Annotated in this window: 16 protein-coding genes; 7 read left to right on the top strand and 9 right to left on the bottom strand. The window is 57.2% G+C overall.

From position 1 onward, the window contains the following. Positions 1-119 precede the first annotated feature (119 nt). On the top strand, positions 120-3,395 hold the full coding sequence (locus A8B84_RS06245; RefSeq protein WP_064227817.1) for a carboxyl transferase domain-containing protein: 3,276 nt from the start codon (positions 120-122) through the stop codon (positions 3,393-3,395). A gap of 2 nt (positions 3,396-3,397) precedes the next feature. On the opposite strand, the gene A8B84_RS06240 is transcribed toward A8B84_RS06245, so the two are convergent. From A8B84_RS06240 to A8B84_RS06230, 3 genes are all read right to left on the bottom strand, one after another. Continuing rightward, a complete protein-coding gene (locus A8B84_RS06240; RefSeq protein ID WP_064227816.1) occupies positions 3,398-5,098 on the bottom strand; it encodes a BamA/TamA family outer membrane protein in 1,701 nt (566 codons plus the stop codon). A 52-nt stretch (positions 5,099-5,150) separates the two neighbouring features. Continuing rightward, positions 5,151-7,034, bottom strand: coding sequence for a monovalent cation:proton antiporter-2 (CPA2) family protein (locus A8B84_RS06235; protein ID WP_064227815.1), 1,884 nt, complete (start codon positions 7,032-7,034; stop codon positions 5,151-5,153). Between the two features lie 68 nt (positions 7,035-7,102). Then, entirely contained in the window at positions 7,103-7,963 is an 861-nt protein-coding gene (locus tag A8B84_RS06230; protein WP_064227814.1) for a LysR substrate-binding domain-containing protein, read from the bottom strand. Positions 7,964-8,153: 190 nt separating this feature from the next. On the opposite strand from A8B84_RS06230, the gene A8B84_RS06225 reads away from it, so the two are divergent. Further along, positions 8,154-8,429, top strand: coding sequence for a hypothetical protein (locus A8B84_RS06225; protein WP_227512691.1), 276 nt, complete (start codon positions 8,154-8,156; stop codon positions 8,427-8,429). On the opposite strand, the gene A8B84_RS06220 is transcribed toward A8B84_RS06225, so the two are convergent. The 4 genes from A8B84_RS06220 to A8B84_RS06205 form a co-directional block, all read right to left on the bottom strand. Continuing rightward, on the bottom strand, positions 8,426-9,331 hold the full coding sequence (locus tag A8B84_RS06220) for a homocysteine S-methyltransferase family protein (protein WP_064227813.1): 906 nt from the start codon (positions 9,329-9,331) through the stop codon (positions 8,426-8,428). The genes A8B84_RS06225 and A8B84_RS06220 overlap by 4 nt on opposite strands. 10 nt (positions 9,332-9,341) lie before the next feature. Beyond that, positions 9,342-11,372 carry an alkyl/aryl-sulfatase gene (locus tag A8B84_RS06215; RefSeq protein ID WP_064227812.1) on the bottom strand — a complete coding sequence of 677 codons (2,031 nt, stop codon included), beginning with the start codon at positions 11,370-11,372 and terminating at the stop codon, positions 9,342-9,344. Positions 11,373-11,446: 74 nt separating this feature from the next. Beyond that, a complete protein-coding gene (locus A8B84_RS06210) occupies positions 11,447-11,770 on the bottom strand; it encodes a hypothetical protein (protein ID WP_064227811.1) in 324 nt (107 codons plus the stop codon). A 26-nt stretch (positions 11,771-11,796) separates the two neighbouring features. Next, a complete protein-coding gene (locus A8B84_RS06205; RefSeq protein ID WP_064227810.1) occupies positions 11,797-12,705 on the bottom strand; it encodes a LysR family transcriptional regulator in 909 nt (302 codons plus the stop codon). 143 nt (positions 12,706-12,848) lie between these two features. Here A8B84_RS06205 and ycaC point away from each other — a divergent pair, with 143 nt between their 5' ends. Continuing rightward, positions 12,849-13,472 carry an isochorismate family cysteine hydrolase YcaC gene (gene ycaC, locus A8B84_RS06200; protein ID WP_064227809.1) on the top strand — a complete coding sequence of 208 codons (624 nt, stop codon included), beginning with the start codon at positions 12,849-12,851 and terminating at the stop codon, positions 13,470-13,472. 60 nt (positions 13,473-13,532) lie between these two features. Here the strand turns inward: ycaC and A8B84_RS06195 are convergent, their stop codons facing one another. Then, positions 13,533-14,135, bottom strand: coding sequence for a pyridoxamine 5'-phosphate oxidase family protein (locus tag A8B84_RS06195; RefSeq protein ID WP_064227808.1), 603 nt, complete (start codon positions 14,133-14,135; stop codon positions 13,533-13,535). A gap of 107 nt (positions 14,136-14,242) precedes the next feature. Here A8B84_RS06195 and A8B84_RS06190 point away from each other — a divergent pair, with 107 nt between their 5' ends. Together A8B84_RS06190 and A8B84_RS06185 are read left to right on the top strand one after the other, a co-directional pair. Next, positions 14,243-15,676 carry a PLP-dependent aminotransferase family protein gene (locus tag A8B84_RS06190; protein ID WP_064227807.1) on the top strand — a complete coding sequence of 478 codons (1,434 nt, stop codon included), beginning with the start codon at positions 14,243-14,245 and terminating at the stop codon, positions 15,674-15,676. Beyond that, positions 15,673-16,350 (top strand): class I SAM-dependent methyltransferase, encoded by a 678-nt coding sequence (locus tag A8B84_RS06185; RefSeq protein WP_064227806.1) that lies wholly within the window; start codon positions 15,673-15,675, stop codon positions 16,348-16,350. Before A8B84_RS06190 ends, A8B84_RS06185 begins: the two co-directional genes overlap by 4 nt. On the opposite strand, the gene A8B84_RS06180 is transcribed toward A8B84_RS06185, so the two are convergent. Next, entirely contained in the window at positions 16,322-17,224 is a 903-nt protein-coding gene (locus A8B84_RS06180) for a LysR family transcriptional regulator (RefSeq protein ID WP_064227805.1), read from the bottom strand. The genes A8B84_RS06185 and A8B84_RS06180 overlap by 29 nt on opposite strands. A gap of 105 nt (positions 17,225-17,329) precedes the next feature. Between A8B84_RS06180 and A8B84_RS06175 the strand changes: the two genes are divergently transcribed. Both A8B84_RS06175 and A8B84_RS06170 read left to right on the top strand, forming a co-directional pair. Next, positions 17,330-17,956, top strand: a complete 627-nt coding sequence (locus A8B84_RS06175; protein ID WP_064227804.1) for a class I SAM-dependent methyltransferase — start codon at positions 17,330-17,332, stop codon at positions 17,954-17,956. 35 nt (positions 17,957-17,991) lie between these two features. Further along, complete coding sequence (locus A8B84_RS06170; protein ID WP_064227803.1) at positions 17,992-18,216, top strand: hypothetical protein; 225 nt, start codon at positions 17,992-17,994, stop codon at positions 18,214-18,216. Positions 18,217-18,219 lie beyond the last annotated feature (3 nt).

Below are 18,219 nucleotides of genomic sequence, written 5' to 3'. Positions count from 1 at the left end.
CATCAACCAGATTCATAACCATCCCTCAAGCAAATTCATTTGTCTAATCGGAGCCCCGTTCCTAGGATGGTGACTTCTGTCACCCACAATAAGAATCACACCCCGGGGAACCAGGTACCATGACTTTCCGCTCCGTACTGATTGCCAATCGCGGCGAAATCGCAATCCGCATTGCCCGAGCCTGCAGCGAGCTCGGTATGCGGGCGGTCACCGTATTCTCTGAAGACGATGCCGCCAGCCTGCATACCCGCATGGCCGATGAGGCAGTGGCTCTCACGGGCCGTGGCGTTAAGGCCTACCTTGATGGGGCACAACTGATAGACATTGCAAAGACCCATGGCTGCGAGGCGGTCCATCCAGGCTACGGCTTTCTGGCGGAAAACGCCGATTTTGCCCGCGAATGCGAGCGGGCCGGTCTGGTCTTTATTGGCCCGTCGCCAGAGGTGCTGGAAGGGTTTGGCGACAAATCAGCAGCCCGGGCTCTGGCACAGAGCTGCGACGTTCCTCTGATCAAGGGCATCAACAAACCTGTGAGCCTTGGCGAAGCCAGGGCTTTCCTGAGGGAGCATGGCCCTCTTATGCTCAAGGCGATTGCCGGTGGTGGCGGCCGCGGCATGCGCGCGGTCTATTCCGAAACAGAGCTCGAGCAGGCTTTCCAGCGCTGCCAGTCTGAGGCTCAGTCGGCCTTCGGCAATGGATCGCTATACATTGAACAGCTGATCGGGCGGGCGAGACACATTGAAATCCAGGTAATTGGCGACGGTACCGGGGCCGTCAGCCACCTCTGGGAGCGCGACTGCAGCCTACAGCGGCGCAACCAGAAGCTGATTGAGATTGCGCCGAGTCCTTCATTGGACGCCTCGATCCGGGATGCCATGATCGACTGCGCCCTGAAGCTGGCCAGATCCGTTAACTACCGTGGCCTCGGTACCTTTGAGTTTCTGGTGGACCAGGACCAGCCCGGCCGTTTCTATTTCATGGAGGCCAATCCCCGCATTCAGGTTGAGCACACCATCACCGAGGAGATCACCGGTGTTGATCTTGTGCAAACCCAGCTGCAGTTACTAGCGGGCCACAGCCTCGCGGATCTGGCCCTTGAGTCTGCACCAACGGTGCGGGGATTCGCGATTCAGGCGCGGATCAACAGCGAAACGCTTCACCCCGATGGTCATGCCACCGCCGCTACCGGCACACTGAGCACCTACGAGCCACCGTCGGGCCCCGGTTTACGAGTCGATGGCTATGGTTACGCCGGCTATACCGTCAGCCCGTCGTTTGACTCCCTGCTCGCCAAGCTGGTTGCCCATGGCAGCGATTATTCATCAACGCTCCGCCGGCTGTATCGGGCCCTGTGCGAGTTTCGGCTGACCGGTGTCAGCAGCAATATTGGTCTGCTTCAGAACCTGGTCCGCCACTCGAGCGTCGAAACCTGGGCGGTTACCACTCGCTTTGTCGAAAACCATCTGGAAACCCTGCTCCCGGAAGAAACCCACTCATCCCATCCAAGTCTGCACTTTGGCAACACGAATGCCCCGGAGGCGATCGAAAGCTCGGGGGCCAGCCCCGCGCCGGCTGGAACGATCGGCATCACAGCGCCCAGCTCCGGCACAGTTGTCAGTATTGATGTCGCATCCGGAGATGCAGTGGCCATTGGCCATCCCATAGCGGTACTTGAAGCCATGAAAATGGAATTCGTGGTCAAGGCAACACAATCCGGCATCATCCATACACTTGCCGCGGAACCAGGGGCAACGGTGAACCAAGGGCAAGCGCTAGCGTATCTGGAACCCGCCGACGTGGACGCGAGCGGCATTCAGGATGAAGAGACGGTTGATCTGGAGTACATCCGGGCCGATTTAGCAGAGGTTCTGGAGCGCCATGACCTGCTGACTGACGAGCGCCGACCGGAGGCGGTCGCAAAACGGCGTAAAACCGAGCAGCGAACCGCTCGCGAAAACGTTGAAGACCTGCTCGATCCGGACAGCTTCAACGAATACGGGTCCCTCGCACTGGCGGCACAGCGCCGCCGACGTTCGGTGGATAAGTTGATTGAAATGAGCCCGGCGGATGGCCTGATTACCGCCATCGGCAGCGTGAACGCCCCCGAATTCGGAGCAGAGGCCGGCCGTTGCGCCACCATGGCCTACGACTACACCGTGTTTGCCGGCACACAGGGGCTGGCCAACCACCGCAAGGCGGACCGCATCCTGGCTCTGGCCGAGCAATGGCGAATTCCACTGGTTCTATTTGCGGAAGGCGGCGGTGGTCGCCCATCCGACACCGACACCAACGGCGTGTCCTTTCTGGACTGTCATACCTTTGTCAGCATGGCCAGGCTCTCAGGCGTGGTGCCCACGCTCGGCATTGTCTCCGGCCGATGCTACGCGGGCAATGCGGCCCTGTTGGGCTGCTGCGACACCATCATCGCCACCGAAGATGCCAACCTGGGCATGGCAGGGCCCGCGATGATTGAAGGCGGCGGCCTTGGGCGGTTCAGTCCGGAAGAAGTGGGGCCGGTTTCAGTGATGGGCCCCAACGGAGTGATTGATATCCTGGTTGAGAACGAAGCCGAGGCAGTCCGCGTGGCGAAGCAATACCTGTCTTACTTCCAGGGCACTTTGAAGGACTGGCAGTGCGCCGATCAACGACGGCTCCGCCACCTGATTCCGGAAAACCGAATGCGGGTTTACGATATCCGCCAGGTCATCGAAACCCTGGCAGATCAGGACAGTGTTCTGGAACTCCGCAGGCAATTTGCGCCCGGGCTGATCACGGCACTGGTGCGGATTGAAGGCCGTCCCATGGGCCTGATCGCCAATAACCCGAGCCACCTGGGCGGGGCGGTCGATGCTAACGCGGGGGACAAGGCGGCCCGCTTCATGCAGTTGTGCAACGCCCACAACCTTCCGATCGTGTCACTGTGCGACACCCCGGGCTTCATGGTAGGGCCTGACGCCGAAAAACAGGCCACCATTCGCCATGTCTCGCGCATGTTCGTGGCAGCAGCCAAGCTCAACGTGCCTTTCTTCACCGTGGTTCTGCGCAAGGCTTATGGGCTTGGCGCACAGGCCATGGCGGCGGGAAGCATGCTCACGCCCTTTTTCACCGCAGCCTGGCCCAGCGGTGAGTTCGGGCCCATGGGCTGGGAAGGCGCCGTGCGTCTGGGCTTTGCCAAAGAGCTGGCCGCCCAGCCCGACGAAGAATCACGAAAGACCATGTTCGATGCCCTGGTGGCCAAAGCCTACGAGCAGGGTAAAGCGCTCAACGTGGCCAGCTACCTGGAGATTGATGCGGTCATCGACCCGCAGGAAACGCGGGCGTGGTTAATACGAGGGCTTAATTCCGCTTCCGGAGGTTGCTCTGACGGCGGCGGACAGTTTGTCGACACCTGGTGACGCTAGAACTGGCTACGCCCCCGCAACAGAATCTGAACATCATCGATACTGTCGTCGCCATCCAGGGGGAAGGCAAAGTCCAGGTGCAGCATGCGTTGCACCTCGATGCGGCTGGACGCCAGCCTCATGCCGAAGCCAACATCTTTCAGCACGCCTTCGTCCGGTCCATTGTTCCGGTCATCGGTAAACCAGGCCCGGCCCACATCGGTGAAGAGTACGCCGCCCACCCGAAACAGCTTGAACGGATGCCAGTCCGGAAAATAACGCCGCTCCAGGGTCCATAGCGCGCGGCGGTTGCCCTGCTGGTACTCACTAGGGTACCCGCGCAAACCGTTCTCACCGCCAATGAGCAGTTGCTGGTCCGCTGTCAGATTGTGCGCTGCCGTGAACGCGAGGTTGGTGTACCAGCTATTCCATTGCTCGGAGCCACCGTGAAAATACTGAACGCTCACTGTCCCCAACAGGTTTTCCACCCGGTCTTCGTCGAGCCGGTAAGTGCCACTCTGGCTGAGGGTGTAGCTGGCGTAGTTGGTTTCCGATGCATGCAGTACATCCTGGAAATCCATATTCAGAACCACACGGTCCTCGGTGGCACCAAGCCCGCTGCCGGAGTAGCCCAGCTCGGTTCGCCACACGAAGCCATCACGCACATCCTCCACTCGCTGGAGCCGCGTCAGATTGGTCATTTCCCGGAAGCGGTTCTGGCGGTAATCGAAGCCAATCCAGGGGTAACTCAGGGTCCGGTCGTCGGGCAGGATGTCCAGATTGGGTTCGTTGGGGAGCCTCTCGAATTCCAGGGCATCGTATCGATAACCCGCCAGTAATCGGAGCTGGCGTTCATTCCGCTCAGCCAGGCGCCAGCCCCCATCAATACTGAAAAACTCCTGGCTGCGTCGATAATCCGCAATAGACTCAGCACCCACATAACGGGATTCCTCCCGTACGTCATCAATGCCGCTCAGGCCAAACCGCCAGTTTGTGGTCTCACTGAAGAAAGGCCTCTCGAGGTAGGCGCCGCGACCCCGTCCATCGCTTCTCTCATCGAACGAGAACCCCGCCTGCCAGTGAGAGCCCAAGACGTTCGGGTCATCAAAATACAGACTGGTTTCGGTGCGGTCCGGGTCTTTCGCATAGCCGATGCCAAGGCTTTTGCCTGACCCGGCAAAGTTGGGATCAGACAGCCCGAAGTTGGTGGTGTTCTCACCGCCAGATCGCGACACGCCAACGCTGGGGAAAAGTGTCCAGGTATCCCGCGTAAGAACACTTACCTCGATTTCGTCCCCACAAACCCGGGTGACGCCCACCCATGCAGCAGTCAAATAATCCCGCTGGCGCAGCACCCGCTCGGACTCGGAAATAAGCTCGGCCTCGTAGACATCGCCTTCCTCGAATACCAACTGGGCACGCAAGGCAGATTCCCACGTAGGCGTGTTAAGTGCGTTCAAAGTTCGATAGAGCGCGTTGTTCTGCTCCGGATCAGTGGTATCAAAGATCGGACGGCGGAGAATTCGGATGCTGCCGATGCGCGCGCCCTCAGGAATCAACAGATCGTTCTGGCGGGCGAGCTGATCCCTCGGTTTGTCCAGATCAATGGCTTCCGGCTGAATACTGCTGGCAATGCAATCGTACCTGCCCGACTCGGCAGCAGCGCAGGACCCGGCGAAAACCAGACCTGAAACAACAAGCGTTTTCCTGAACACCATACTGACCTCTACAGCCGCATAGGCAATAATTTAGCCTAGCGTTTCCTCACTGTCAGCGGTCCGGCGGTCGCCATATGGGAACATCCTCCTGCTTTGGTTCTTCCCAGTCCCGATGCATGGCGCTGCTAAGCGCTTCTTCGAGCTTCATGAAGAGTTCACCGTAGCGGGGACTGAACCGGATACCTTCCTCGATTTCTTTCCAGGCTTCGAACAGCTCATCCTCGTGGGCTTTCTCGTTATCCAGGAAAGCCCAGGTCATCTGACGGGCACGCATTGGGTGCACGCCCATGGCGGTCAGTGCATGACCGCCGAGCTCAAGTGCCGAATGATAGGTTTCACTCACCACATCATCGGCCCCGGCCTCCCGCAGTCGATATCCGTGGCCTCTGTCGAAAGCGCGAGCCAGTACCCAGACACCGGGGAAGAACTGCTTCACGTGCTCCACCATCTGGACCGAACGGTCACGATCATCGATAGCCACTACCAACAGTCGGGCCTGTTCGATGCCTGCAGTTTCCAGCAAATCCGGCCGACTCGCATCCCCGAAGAAGCTCTTGATGTTGATCTGCCGGAGGTTCTCGATCTGCTCGATCTCGTGGTCCAATGCAACAATAGGAACATTATTGGCCCGCAACAGCCGGCAGACAATCTGGCCGAAACGACCAACACCGGCAACGATAACCGGCGCCTGTTCATCGATGGTATCCGCCTCCCGCTCATCGTTTTGTGAACGACGATAACGGGGCAACACAATCCGGTCGTACACGATAAACAGCAACGGCGTCAGGAACATCGACAGCGCCACCACCAGTGAGAGGACCTGGGAGGTTTCCACGGCAATCACACTGTTCTGGACACTGTAGGTCAGAAGCACAAAGCCAAATTCACCAGCCTGGGCCAGGGACAGCGTGAACAGCCAGCCATTACTGCCATGAACTCGGAACAGCAAAGCCAGGCCGAGCAGAATCGCGGCCTTGACTGCGATCACCGCAACCGCAAGTGACACCACCGTACTCCATTGCTCAGACAACACATCGAAGTTGATGCCCGCGCCAACGGTGATGAAGAACAGCCCCAGTAGAAGTCCCTTGAATGGTTCGATATTCGCTTCCAGCTCATGCCGGAATTCACTGTTGGCCAGTACCACGCCGGCCAGGAAAGCCCCAAGCGCCGGCGACAGGTTCACCAGGCTCATCAGGGCTGCAATCCCGATCACAAGCATCAACGCAGTGGCCGTAAAAACTTCACGCAAACCCGACTGCACCACATAACGGAACAGGGGCCGACTCAGGTAATGACCACCTACAACCACGGCCGCGATGGCTGCAACCACAACCAGCCCATGGGCCCAGCCAGGAAGGCTGTCCACCAGGCTCAGGTTGCCGCCATGACCATCGGAGGTACCCGAGGCATCCATGAGTTCCGGTAATGCCAGCAATGGAATAAGCGCAAGCATCGGGATGACAGCAATGTCCTGGAACAGCAGCACCGAGAAGGCACTGCGACCACCTTCGGTTTTGACCAGCCCCTTTTCATTGAGGGTCTGCAGGACAATCGCAGTGGAAGACAACGCAAAGATCAAGCCTACGGCAAGTGACGTCTGCCACTGGAGCCCGAGCCAGGCGGCCACCGCCATGCCGGCTGCCGCCGTCAGCAACACCTGAAGCCCGCCAAGGCCAACCAGGCGGACACGCATGGCCCAGAGTGCTTTGGGGTCCAACTCCATACCAACCAGGAAAAGCATCATTACCACGCCGAACTCGGCAAAATGCTGGATGGTGTTGGCTTCCTGACCCACCAGCCCTGTAACCGGACCAATCACCACACCGGCCACGAGATACCCGAGGACAGAGCCCAGCCCCAAGCGTTTTGCCAGGGGCACGGCGATCACCGCTGCCACCAGGTAGATAAAGGCCTGGACGAAATAAACTGTCATCAATGGTTTCCTTGATTCCGAATCGATCGGCTAAAGATTTTCCGGAAGATCATTCATGGAAGAGCTATTCAGCTCAGGCCCTGAAATGCTTCCTTCACGTGAGACGCAAGCGCATCGTTCAAGGGGTTGGAACCCCGCCTTACCAGGGCCAGCTGATAAGAGCCGATTTCCGGCAGGCTGCCACTGACCACCTCTTTCAGGGGCGGGCGTATCAGGCTTTGCGGAAACGGTGCCACAGCAAGATCTGCCAGCATCGCCGCCTCCTGACCTGAACAATGTTCACACGTATAGGCAATTCTGTAGGAAATACCCGCTCTGTCCAGTGCCCGCAGCGTCATCCGGCGCCAGGCGCACCCTTCATGAGCCATGGCGATGGGCAACGGTGAACGCTGGTAAGCGGATGACCCTTCCCTACCAGCCCAGACCAAAGGCTCTTCATGAACCAGCTCACCGCGGCCAATACCGGCCTCGTCCGCCACAGTAACCAGGGTCATATCCAGCTCACCCGCGTCGAGGCGAGCCAGGTTTTGCTTGCTTGAGCCCACAACCACATCAACCAGAACCGCGGGATAGGATCTGGCGAATTCCGCAAGCACCTCAGGCAAAATCCGGGTGCCGACGTCATCGGACGTACCAATTCCCACTTTTCCTTCGAGGGTCGGCGATATGAAGTGCTGGACGGCTTCCTCGTTCAACCGCAACAACCGCCGGCTGTAATCGAGCAGAACCTCACCCTCCGCCGTCAGGGTGACGCGCCGCGGTTCTCGAATAAACAGGGTTTTGCCCAGGTTTCTTTCGAGCTGCTTGATTTGCATGCTCAGGGCGGAAGGTGTTCGGTGCACTACTCTGGCCGCACTGGTGAATGTGCCACTCTCAGCGATGGCTACGAAACTCCTCAAGACATCGTTATCAAGTAGCGGGATCTTCACGAATGCACCTCTCGAGTCGATTTTTGTGGCCTGAAACTGACTTAAGCATAACTGAACGAGATCTTAAATTCTTTTCGTTTGATTGAAGACTTAGAGGAGATCAGAATACTCACTGAAGGCACCCGTATGCGAGTTACACAACGTCCAAGCGAGCTGGTGCAGCCATTTACCAACTGTCGGGGCCGTAGACATGCAGAAGAGCACAGAGCATCAATCAAGCGCCGCAATCCAGCCGATCACCTCATGGTTTGAAGGGTATGCCAGGCGCCAGAAATTCCGCCGTATGGCGCAGTCGTTGCTGAAGGAAAACGATGACACGCTGTCAGATCTCGGCTACGACCGCCACGATCTGGAAGGCGCCCTGCACCTTCCTATCCGGAACGATGCGATGCAATACATTGAGGCACGTCGCTCCAAACGTGCCATGGAAGCGCGCAGGACAAAAAGCCCTCGACTCGCCGGCTAATTGCGGGCCAATTCCGAGAACCGTACCAGGTTAAACTCGCCTGTCAGCACATCGGCCAGATGGCTGATGTGCTCCGGCGTAATCTCACAACAGCCACCAACAACGCCCGCGCCGTCCTCCAGCCACTGTTTCACCTGAAGCGCATACACTCCGGGAGACACGTCCGGCCTGGCTTCCAGTTCATCCACCAATGCTCCGCTGGCCATCGGCTCAACCGTTTTGAACGCGTTAGCGTAGCCACCCGTTAAGGGGAAAAGGCCGGCCAGTTCAGGCATTGCCCGCGAAATCACTTCCGGATCGCAGCAATTGAGCAGGATAGCCGTTGGCGCGAACGGCTTAACCGCTTCGACAGCCTCTGCAAGCGTTTCCCCGGACCGAAGTTTGCCATCCGTTTCCAGCCGGAACGCCACCCCAAAGGGCTTGCCTGATTCAGCGGCGGCGGCACAGGCAGCTTTCGCCTCCAGCGAGTTCGTCATGGTTTCGATGAGGAAGACATCTGCCCCACGCTGCAGTTCAACGATAATATCGAACTCCGATTTCAAATCCTCAAACGTCCGGGCAGGCTGGCTCCGATAACTTCCGACCAGGGGCGGCAGGCAACCGGCGATATCAACGTCGGCGCCCGTTAACGCGATGGCGCGCTCCAATACCTCGAACGCCCGTTGATGGATTGCACCGATCTCGTCGCCAAGGCCTTCTCTGGCCAGTCGCGTTGGCGTTGCGGCATAGGTGTTCAGTGTCAGGGTACGGGCGCCTGCCCTGATAAAATCGGCATGGACATCGGTAACAACGTCCGTCTGTTCCCGCATTACCGCCACTGACCAGAGCAGTGACGTAACATTCATGGCCCTGCGGTAGATTTCCTGGCCCAGGCCGCCATCAAGAAGTGCAACAGATTTCATAAAGTACTCGTCAGGGTGTAACGATGTTGAACCGGCCCTGAGGCTTGTCCAGCATGCTGAAAAAGCCTATCAGGTCGAGTCTGCTTCCCTCAAAGCTGATCTCGTCGCTGAACAGAAGTTCCTTCAGCCCTGCCCGTCCAATCAACAGGTCTACAAACAGAGGCCTCGTCAGACGCAAGGTGGCATTAGCGGGAGTGTCCTCACTGACCAGACGGTTATGAAGTACTGAATGTTTCAGGGTCAACAAATAATTTTCGTTCAGATCCGTAAAGTTAATCTTGATGGTGGTGCTCTCGCCTCCTGCGTCCTCAGCCTTCAGCCTCACCGCCATGCTGTCAAAGAACAGGGATACCGGTGTGTTCAGCAGCACCTCTCTCATCATCGCCGGTTTGATACCCTCCTCCGGCGAACCGTGCCGCAATTCGTATGCCCCCGTCAGGTAGAAGTCACGCCAGGGCGCGGATTCCGCCTGATAGCCAAGCTGGTCATAGACGCTGGCCAGAAGCTGTTTTGCATCGTCGTTCCCCGGCTCGGCGAAGACCACATGATTGAGCAATTCCGCCAGCCACCGGTAGGTATCGCGCCCCTCATTGGCGCCCATGTCCGAAGCCGCCTCGAAATCCTCGCGGGCTCTTTCAAGAACCTTTTCAGCGCCTCCCATCATCTTGACATAACGCTGTGCCGATTCACTTTCCGGAAGTGGATTGAGCTGGGCCGGGTTGGCAGTAAACCAGCCCAGGTAGTGCTGATACACCGCTTTGGCGTTGTGAGACACGGTGCCGTAGTAGCCCTGGTTATGAAAAGCCCGGTTCAGCTCCGGCGGCAGCTTGAGCTGGTCGGCGATCTCCCTCGGCGTGGCACCCTGGTTCATCAAGCGCACCGTCTGATCGTGAATGAACTTGTAGGTATCCCGCTGAACAGCCAGGAAGTCCTGGATATTCTCCTGCCCCCACAGCGGCCAGTGGTGGCTGCCGAAGTAGGTATCGGCGTCGGCAAACAGAGTCTTTGCTTCGTCGATAAAGCTGCTCCATAGACGGGCATCCCGAACCTTCGCGCCCCTCAGGGTGTAGATGTTGTGCATGTTGCGGCTTACCAGCTCGGCACCACAAAACGCCTTCTGCTCGGGGAGATAGAAGGTGAACTCTGCAGGCGCTTCGGAACCGGAGACAATCTGGAACACCATGGGCACACCGTCCACGGTCAGTTCCGTGCCGGTCTCGCTGATCAGGTCCGTCGCCGGGGCAAAGCCAAAGGTGCCGAACGCCGGTCCTTTTCCCAGCCCCGTGCCAACATGGCCACGTTCATTCCTCTCCAGGCGCTTGCCATACATGAACATGGCCCGCCGTGTCATCGCAGGGCCGGCAATGATGTTCTCGCTGGTTGCCTCTTCCTCAAAGCCGGCTGGTGCGATAATGCGCAGGTTGGCTTTTTCCTCGTCCGACAGGTGCTGGAGAATGCCCTGCACACCGCCAAAGTGATCAATGTGGCTGTGGGTAAAGAGAATCGCCCGCACCGGTTTTTCGCCCAGGTGTTCGCGGGCAAACAGGAAAGCTTTACTGGCAGTCTCCCGGGCGGTCAGCGGGTCCACCAGAATCCACCCGGTTTCGCTCTCGATAATCGACATGTTCGCCAGGTCGTAACCCCGGATCTGGTAGAGCCCGTCAGTCACCTTGAACAACCCGTGAATATTGTTCAGGGCAGCCTGGCGCCAGAGGCTTGGGTTTACCGAGGATGGCGCGTTCTCTCCGTCCTTATCGATAAAGCCATAGGCCGGCATGTTCCAGACTTCACCACCCTCAAGATGATCGATAACAAGATCCGGATCCTGGGCAATCAGTCCGCGTCGCGCATTTTCGAAATCATCACGGTTTTCAAATGGTCGCTGTTCAAGCACCTCCTCATTGGCCTTGCCGGTAGTGGCAGTGGGCGAACTGTGTCCGGCACTGTTGGCTGCAGAAGAATCGGGACCGGAATCGCACCCCGTAATGACGAGGGCAATACCCAGCAGAGGAACAAGAAGAAGCTTTCGAGATAGTGGCATGCGGGGAAACCTTGTCGGTCTGTTGTTATTGGTTACCCCAAGTTTACTTCAGAGTGGGCCTGAATCTGCGCAAGTCAGCCAAAATACTCCTGAATCCACTCGAACAGCTTGGTGGTTGTCATGTCACCGAGCGCCATCTGCTGGAAGTCATTCCCTACCTCATCTTCAATGGTCACGAACTGGAAAAGAAGAGTGCCGGGCTGTTCATCATGCAATATGAGCGTAATCCTTCGGCGGGTCCGCAGACAGTCAATCGTCATCACATCCGCCGGTATACCGGCGTCGCGCATACCACGGCGAACCTCCACCACCGGATTGATGTGCTGGTGGGTTGCCTGGATGCGGGCATGGGCATCGCTGGCAAGGTCGGAGAGGGTTTTCAGGGGATCTTCAGACATTGGAATCCTTATGCAAAGACAAACGCTCAGTTCTCACTGATCTCAGAGTAGCACTCGGCCAGGTAGTCGATGAAGGCTCTCACCGCCGGCAACATCCCTCGACGTGAGGGGAACACCAAATGGATGACCTCCCGCCGCGGTTCCCAATCAGGCAGCAACCAGACAAGGGCACCGCTGCTGAGTTCCTCGTTAAGCATGAGCAAGGGTAGCTGGACAACCCCGGCTCCTGAAAGAGCCGCCTTCTTGAGAGCTTCCATATCCGTGGTTGCGTAGCGAGGAGTGTAGGCGATGTCCTTTCGCTCGCCGGTTTTGTCATACAGAGTCCATACCTGCTCTGAAAGCGAGCCGGAGCGAGTCAGGGCCGGCCACTGCGAAAGACTTGCTGGATCCTCCGGCAGCCCGCCCATTCGGTCGACAAGGTCCGGGCTGGCCACAAGACATTGCCCGCGGTCCGACAAAATACGCAATACCAGATCGCTGTCCTCCAGCGGCAGAGGACGAACACGAAGCGCCACGTCCACACCCTCCGCAAGCACATCCACACGACGGTTGGTTGCTTCCAGCTCGACCGACACCCTCGGGTAGCGACTCATGAACTCACCCACCATTTCGCCAACATGAAAATGCAGGAGGCCCACCGGGCAGGTGACTCTTATTGTTCCACAAGGCTCTCCCCGAACCTGCTCCACCACCTCTTGAGCCGCTTCCGCTTCGACCAGCATTGCCTGGCAGTGCTCGTAATACCGCTGCCCAATATCCGTAACTGAAAAACGCCGGGTCGATCGGTGCAAGAGTCTTATGCCAAGCCGATCCTCAAGCGAAGCAACGCGTCGGCTGAGCTTTGATTTGGGAATGCCAATGGCACGCTCCGCCGGCGCAAAACCACCGGATTCGACAACTTTCACGAAGTAATAAAGATCGTTCAGATCCTGCATGGCCTAACCGATGTTCTAAAAATGGAACACTGAAGCCTATTTTAGCACTCTTATCGCCAATTCAACTCTGATTTACCCTGAATTTGACCACCGTTGGTTTTATTACCAGCGGATTCGGCCCCAACATCTGAAAGGAGATAATCATGAGCAAGCCCTATGTTCGCCTCGACAAAAACGATGCCGCGGTGCTCCTCGTAGACCACCAAACCGGCCTGCTATCTCTGGTACGCGATATCGACCCGGACAAATTCAAGAACAACGTTCTCGCTCTGTCGGATCTGGCAAAGTACTTTCAATTGCCGACAATCCTGACTACCAGCTTTGAAGACGGCCCGAACGGCCCGCTGGTTCCAGAACTGAAAAAGACGTTTCCGGACGCCCCGTACATTGCCCGTCCCGGCCAGATCAACGCCTGGGATAACGAAGACTTCGTGCAGGCCGTCAAGGCAACCGGTAAGAAACAACTGATCATCGCAGGCGTGGTGACCGAGGTATGCGTGGCCTTCCCGACCCTGTCGGCCCTTGCTGAAGACTTCGATGTGTTTGTCGTAACCGACGCCTCCGGAACATTCAATGAACTGACACGGGACTCGGCGTTGGATCGTATGTCGGCAGCCGGTGCCCAGCTGATTACCTGGTTTGGCGTGGCCTGCGAGCTGCACAGGGACTGGAGAAACGACATTGAGGGCCTCGGCCAGCTGTTCTCCAACCACATTCCCGATTACCGGAACCTTATGAACAGCTACACAGCGTTGACCTCAAAGTGATATCCAGGCTGAGCGCCACCTGCCACCAGAGCGGATTGGCTGGAGGTGCTCAGCCGGGAATCAGCCCCTGGCAGGAACGGTCCCATGCCAGACCGGCAACCCCAGATCCTCCGGATCGTCATTCGGACCGCCGGTGCGGCTTTTGAACGCGCCTTCTTCTATCGGTATCCGGAATAACGCCGTTGCCTTTCGCTCCTTGTCATTGGGCGCCCTGACCTGCTCCCACCGCCCCGGCTCGATCTGGTTAATGATCGAGCGAAACGCGGCATCAAAAGCGGCATCGTCATGTACCGGCTCAGCTCGTCCATACAACACCAGTGACTCGTAATTAGCGCTGTGATGGAACGCCGACTTGGTCATCACCCATTCATTCGTCACTGCGAACGAGATGCAAAGCAACGCTCCAGACCCGAGGCGTCGGGACAAGCGTCCGCCGTTCAATGTGTGTAGATAAAGATCATCACCAAGCCGCCAGGCTGTGATCGGGATGATGCGAGGCTCGCCATCTTCCACAAATCCGACATGCGCCGTTTTGAGACGATCAATCAGCCTGTACGCTGTTTCTCTGTCATAGCTTGCTCGCTTTACTGCCCTCTGCACCCTGCTGCGTGGACAGGAAGTGAGAGGGGACACTGTGGTCCCTGCCAGATCAGTCGTTGTCATCAAAAGCTCCTTTCCGCACTTGCACTTCACAAAATGTACTTCTATTGAAAGGCACTTCTGATACCATCGAAAGATCCAGATCGTGAATTTTTATAGGACCAGTTGATGTGATCGACGATATCCGGCTGGACGGCAAGCATCCGCTGCAATATCAGCTGTATCAACGATTATCCGAACGGATACTCGACCAGCGATACCCACCCGGGCGCCAGCTGCCGCCAAGCCGCCAGATGGCAAAGGACCTCGGCATCAGCCGCAACACGGTGAACGCGGTTTACGAACAGCTCAAGGCCGAGGGCTTTCTTCAAAGTCGTGCTGGCAAGGGCATTTTCGTCCATGAAGATATCAAATCGGCCGTGAACCCCTCAGGGCCTGGCTTTGGCAAACCTCGTGGCGTCTCTATGGAACTGCCCCCGCTGCCTGCCCTTCCACGGGGGAAGTCGAAGCCTGTTGAAGACGCCAGTTTGCCATTCCAGCCGGGCCTGCCGGACCTTGACGCGTTTCCGATCCGTACCTGGAACCGGATCATGCACCATCAGGAAAGCCGCCGGTCACTGCGGGGATATGACAGCATCCAGGGGTATCAGCCCCTGAGACGCGCCATCGCCGCCTACCTGAGAACCTCCCGCGGTGTTCGCTGCGAAGAAAGTCAAGTCATCATCACCAACGGCGCACAACAGGCGCTCTCGCTGCTTGCGGATGTGTTTCTGCAGCGAGATGACAGCATCCTGTGTGAAAACCCCGGATACCGTGGCGCCCGGAATGCACTTGGCCGTTTTGGCAACCCACTGATTCCAATACCCCTTAGAAACCAGGTTCTGGACGTGGAAGCGTTGCCCGGCCTTGAGCCTGCCAGGGCCAGACTCCTTTTCTGCACACCCACGCACCAATACCCCATGGGCGGCATCCTGGACCTGTCCCAGCGAATGGCGCTTGTTCAATGGGCCCAGCGCAATGAGTGCTGGATCATCGAGGACGACTACGACAGCGAGTTCCACTTCTATAACAAGCCCTTCGCTGCCATTCAGGGCCTGTTCGAAAATGCGCCCGTGCTCTACATGGGCAGTTTCAGCAAAACGCTGCTGCCGGCATTACGGATAGGCTATCTGGTGGTCCCGGAGGCGGTGGTCGAACCCTTGCTCTGGGCGAAGCAGATTAGCGGTGGCGAAACGCCCCTTCTTACCCAGGCAACCATCGCCGAATTCATTGAGAGTGGTCAGTTCACACGCCATCTGCGGCGCATGCGCCAGCTATATCGGGACAAGTGGCAACTCTTCCAGAGCGAGGTTACGGAAAAGCTCGGCGGTCTTGCTCAACCGGTGGCGGAAAGCGCCGGGATGCATCTGGTACTTGAAGGAGATTTTGACGACTGGGCGCTCAGCCAATGGCTGAAAACCAGGGGATTTGGCAGTACACCGCTGAGCGCGCATTTTCTGGGAGATTCTGCCAGAACCGGCCTGGTAATGGGATTTGCTAGCGCCAACGAGCGCGAGATCAGAGAATGCGTCAACACCCTGCGATCGGGGCTCACCAAACCATGACATCCAAGCACGAAAAACAAATTCTTGCCGCATGGAACTCGAATGCCAGCCCCTGGATCAAGGCTGTGGAACAAGCAGGCATACGAGCGCCAGGCAACCTCTCCAGCAGTAGTGTTTTAAGAGTGATTGAAGATTACGCCCCTTCGGGCGGCTCAATTCTCGACGCAGGATGTGGCGAGGGCTGGTTGATCAGAGAATTAACCAGACTTGGCTACCAGGGCACAGGAACAGATGCCGTGCCGGAATTGATCGAATACGCCCGGCAGCAGGGAAATGAAACGTTCAGGGTCCTCAATTACGAACAACTGGAAAATGCCGATCTGGGAACGTTTGATCTTGTTGTGAACAACTTTGCCTTGCTGGGAGACACCTCAACTTGTGCGTTTCTCAAAGCTTTGTCCGAGCTTCTCAACCCCAGTGGCGCGTGCGTCATCCAGACGCTGCACCCTGTCGCCTTTTTCCATGAGGGGGAATACTCGGATGGCTGGAAGCCTGGCACCTGGGCTGGCCTTCCTGGCGATTTCGGCGAGCCTGCTCCCTGGTACTTTCGAACGCTCTCTGGTTGGCTGAACCTGTTCACGAAAACGGGATTGACGTTGCGGGAGATCAGGGAACCTTCAACCGGGGGCCAACCGCCGCAATCGGTTATTTTTGTGGTTCAAAGTACTCGGTAAGTTCAGCAGCGAGGAAATCAAAGACCGTCCGAACCCGAAGGTTCATCCTGAGCTCCCGGTGGGAGACGAGCCAGACATCGCCGCCGAAAACTTTATCCTCGAAGACCCTCTCAACGTCAGGCTCTGCATCGCCCAACTCGACGGGCATCATACCAATACCGATACCCGCCCGAGCCATTTGCCAATGAACCAGATGGCTGTCGGTCTTTGCAACAAAGTTCTCCTCCCGCAGCTTGATGCCACGTGTCGATAGAGCACTCAGGTAAGCAGCGTTATTCGAAAGAAAGCCTATGAACGGGCCCTCACAAAAATCCTCAGGCAACAGTGATGGCAGATTGGTAAGGATTTCATGTGTGGCGAAAAGAGTCGCAGAGAATTCACCCACCTTTCGGGCGATCAGATCAGGTTCGGTAGGTCGAAAATTACGTATAGCAATGTCTGCTGCGCGGCGGCGAAGATCGCTGGCTTCGTTGGAGGCAACGAGGTTAACGCGAATACCCGGATACTCATACCGAAGCCTTTGAAGAATCGGCGGCAGAATGAAAGCGGCGGTGATTTCCGACGCCGAAATCGCAATCTCGCCTTCAATGGACCTTGCCCGGCCGGTTGCCGCGAGCGAAAGGCTGCTGGCAGCCTCACCCATTGCTCGAACATACGCCAGCAAATCGAGACCCGCCTGCGTTAGCTCCAACCCCCGACCGCCCCGCTCAAAAAGCGCGGTGGACAATTCTTCCTCCAACGCAGCGACCTGCCTGCCAAGGGTTGGCTGAGATACCCCCAGAGCCTTTGCTGCAGCAGACAGAGACCCTTCCTCGGCAGTCACGAGAAAGGCTCGAGCCCGGTTCCAATCAAACTTTACAGATTGCCAATTCATTCAGATTTGCATACCAGACATTCGATTCTGGCAATATTACCAACAGCTTCGCACAGATAGAATGGGTTCACTGAATTTATGCCGCCAGGCTGGAAAGGGGAATCCATGAGCTCGTCTGTCAATTTCTGGAACCGCAGCGCAGCGCGTTACGCCCGTCGCCCTATCTCAGATCAGAATGCCTATTTAAGAAAGATTGCCCTTACCCAAAAATACTTCCACCCCGAAATGGACGTGTTGGAGTTCGGCTGCGGTACCGGTTCCACAGCATTAATTCATGCTCCAAAAGTCCGCAGCTACCTTGCAACCGACGCTTCCTCCCGAATGATCGACATTGCCCGGGAAAGGATGGCAGGAAATACTCTCAACAATCTTCGTTTCGTCGTTGCCACGCTTGAGGACATGCAACATCGGCAGCAAGCCTTCGACGCTATTCTGGGATTGAACATCCTGCACCTGCTCCGTGACCCGGAGCGCGCCATAAACCAGGTTTTCAGCATGCTCAAACCCGGCGGCGTGTTCGTCAGCAATACCGCCTGCCTTCAGGACACGCGCCCATATCTCAAGCCAGTAGCCTGCCTGGCCCGCCTACTGCGATTTGCACCCTATGTAAAATTCGTATCGCGTCGTCAGTTGGAAATGCATCTGGAAAATGCCGGATTCCATATCGATTGTCGCTGGGTACCGGAAACTTCAAAAGACGTTTACTTCCTGATTGCCAAGAAACCAGAATAGGGCTGGGCTCATCCTCAGAAGAGCAATGTCGACCGATGAAGACAGTACTTTCTCTAATAACCCTGCTGGCATTGGCCACCGGCTGCAGCCACAGGGCTGTCTACGAAAACGTAAGGATCAATCAACGCAACGACTGCGCCGACGAACCACCGCCGACTTACTTTGAATGCCTAGAGCGTGCGAATAAATCCTTTGAGGAATACCAGCGAGAACGAAAGGATCTATTGGAAAATCCGGAATCCGATGGCAAGCTGCCCTGAACC

Origin of the sequence: Marinobacter sp. EhC06, from assembly GCF_001650915.1 — a bacterium.
Classification (GTDB): Bacteria; Pseudomonadota; Gammaproteobacteria; order Pseudomonadales; family Oleiphilaceae; genus Marinobacter.
This window is presented reverse-complemented; position numbering and strand designations above follow the sequence as displayed.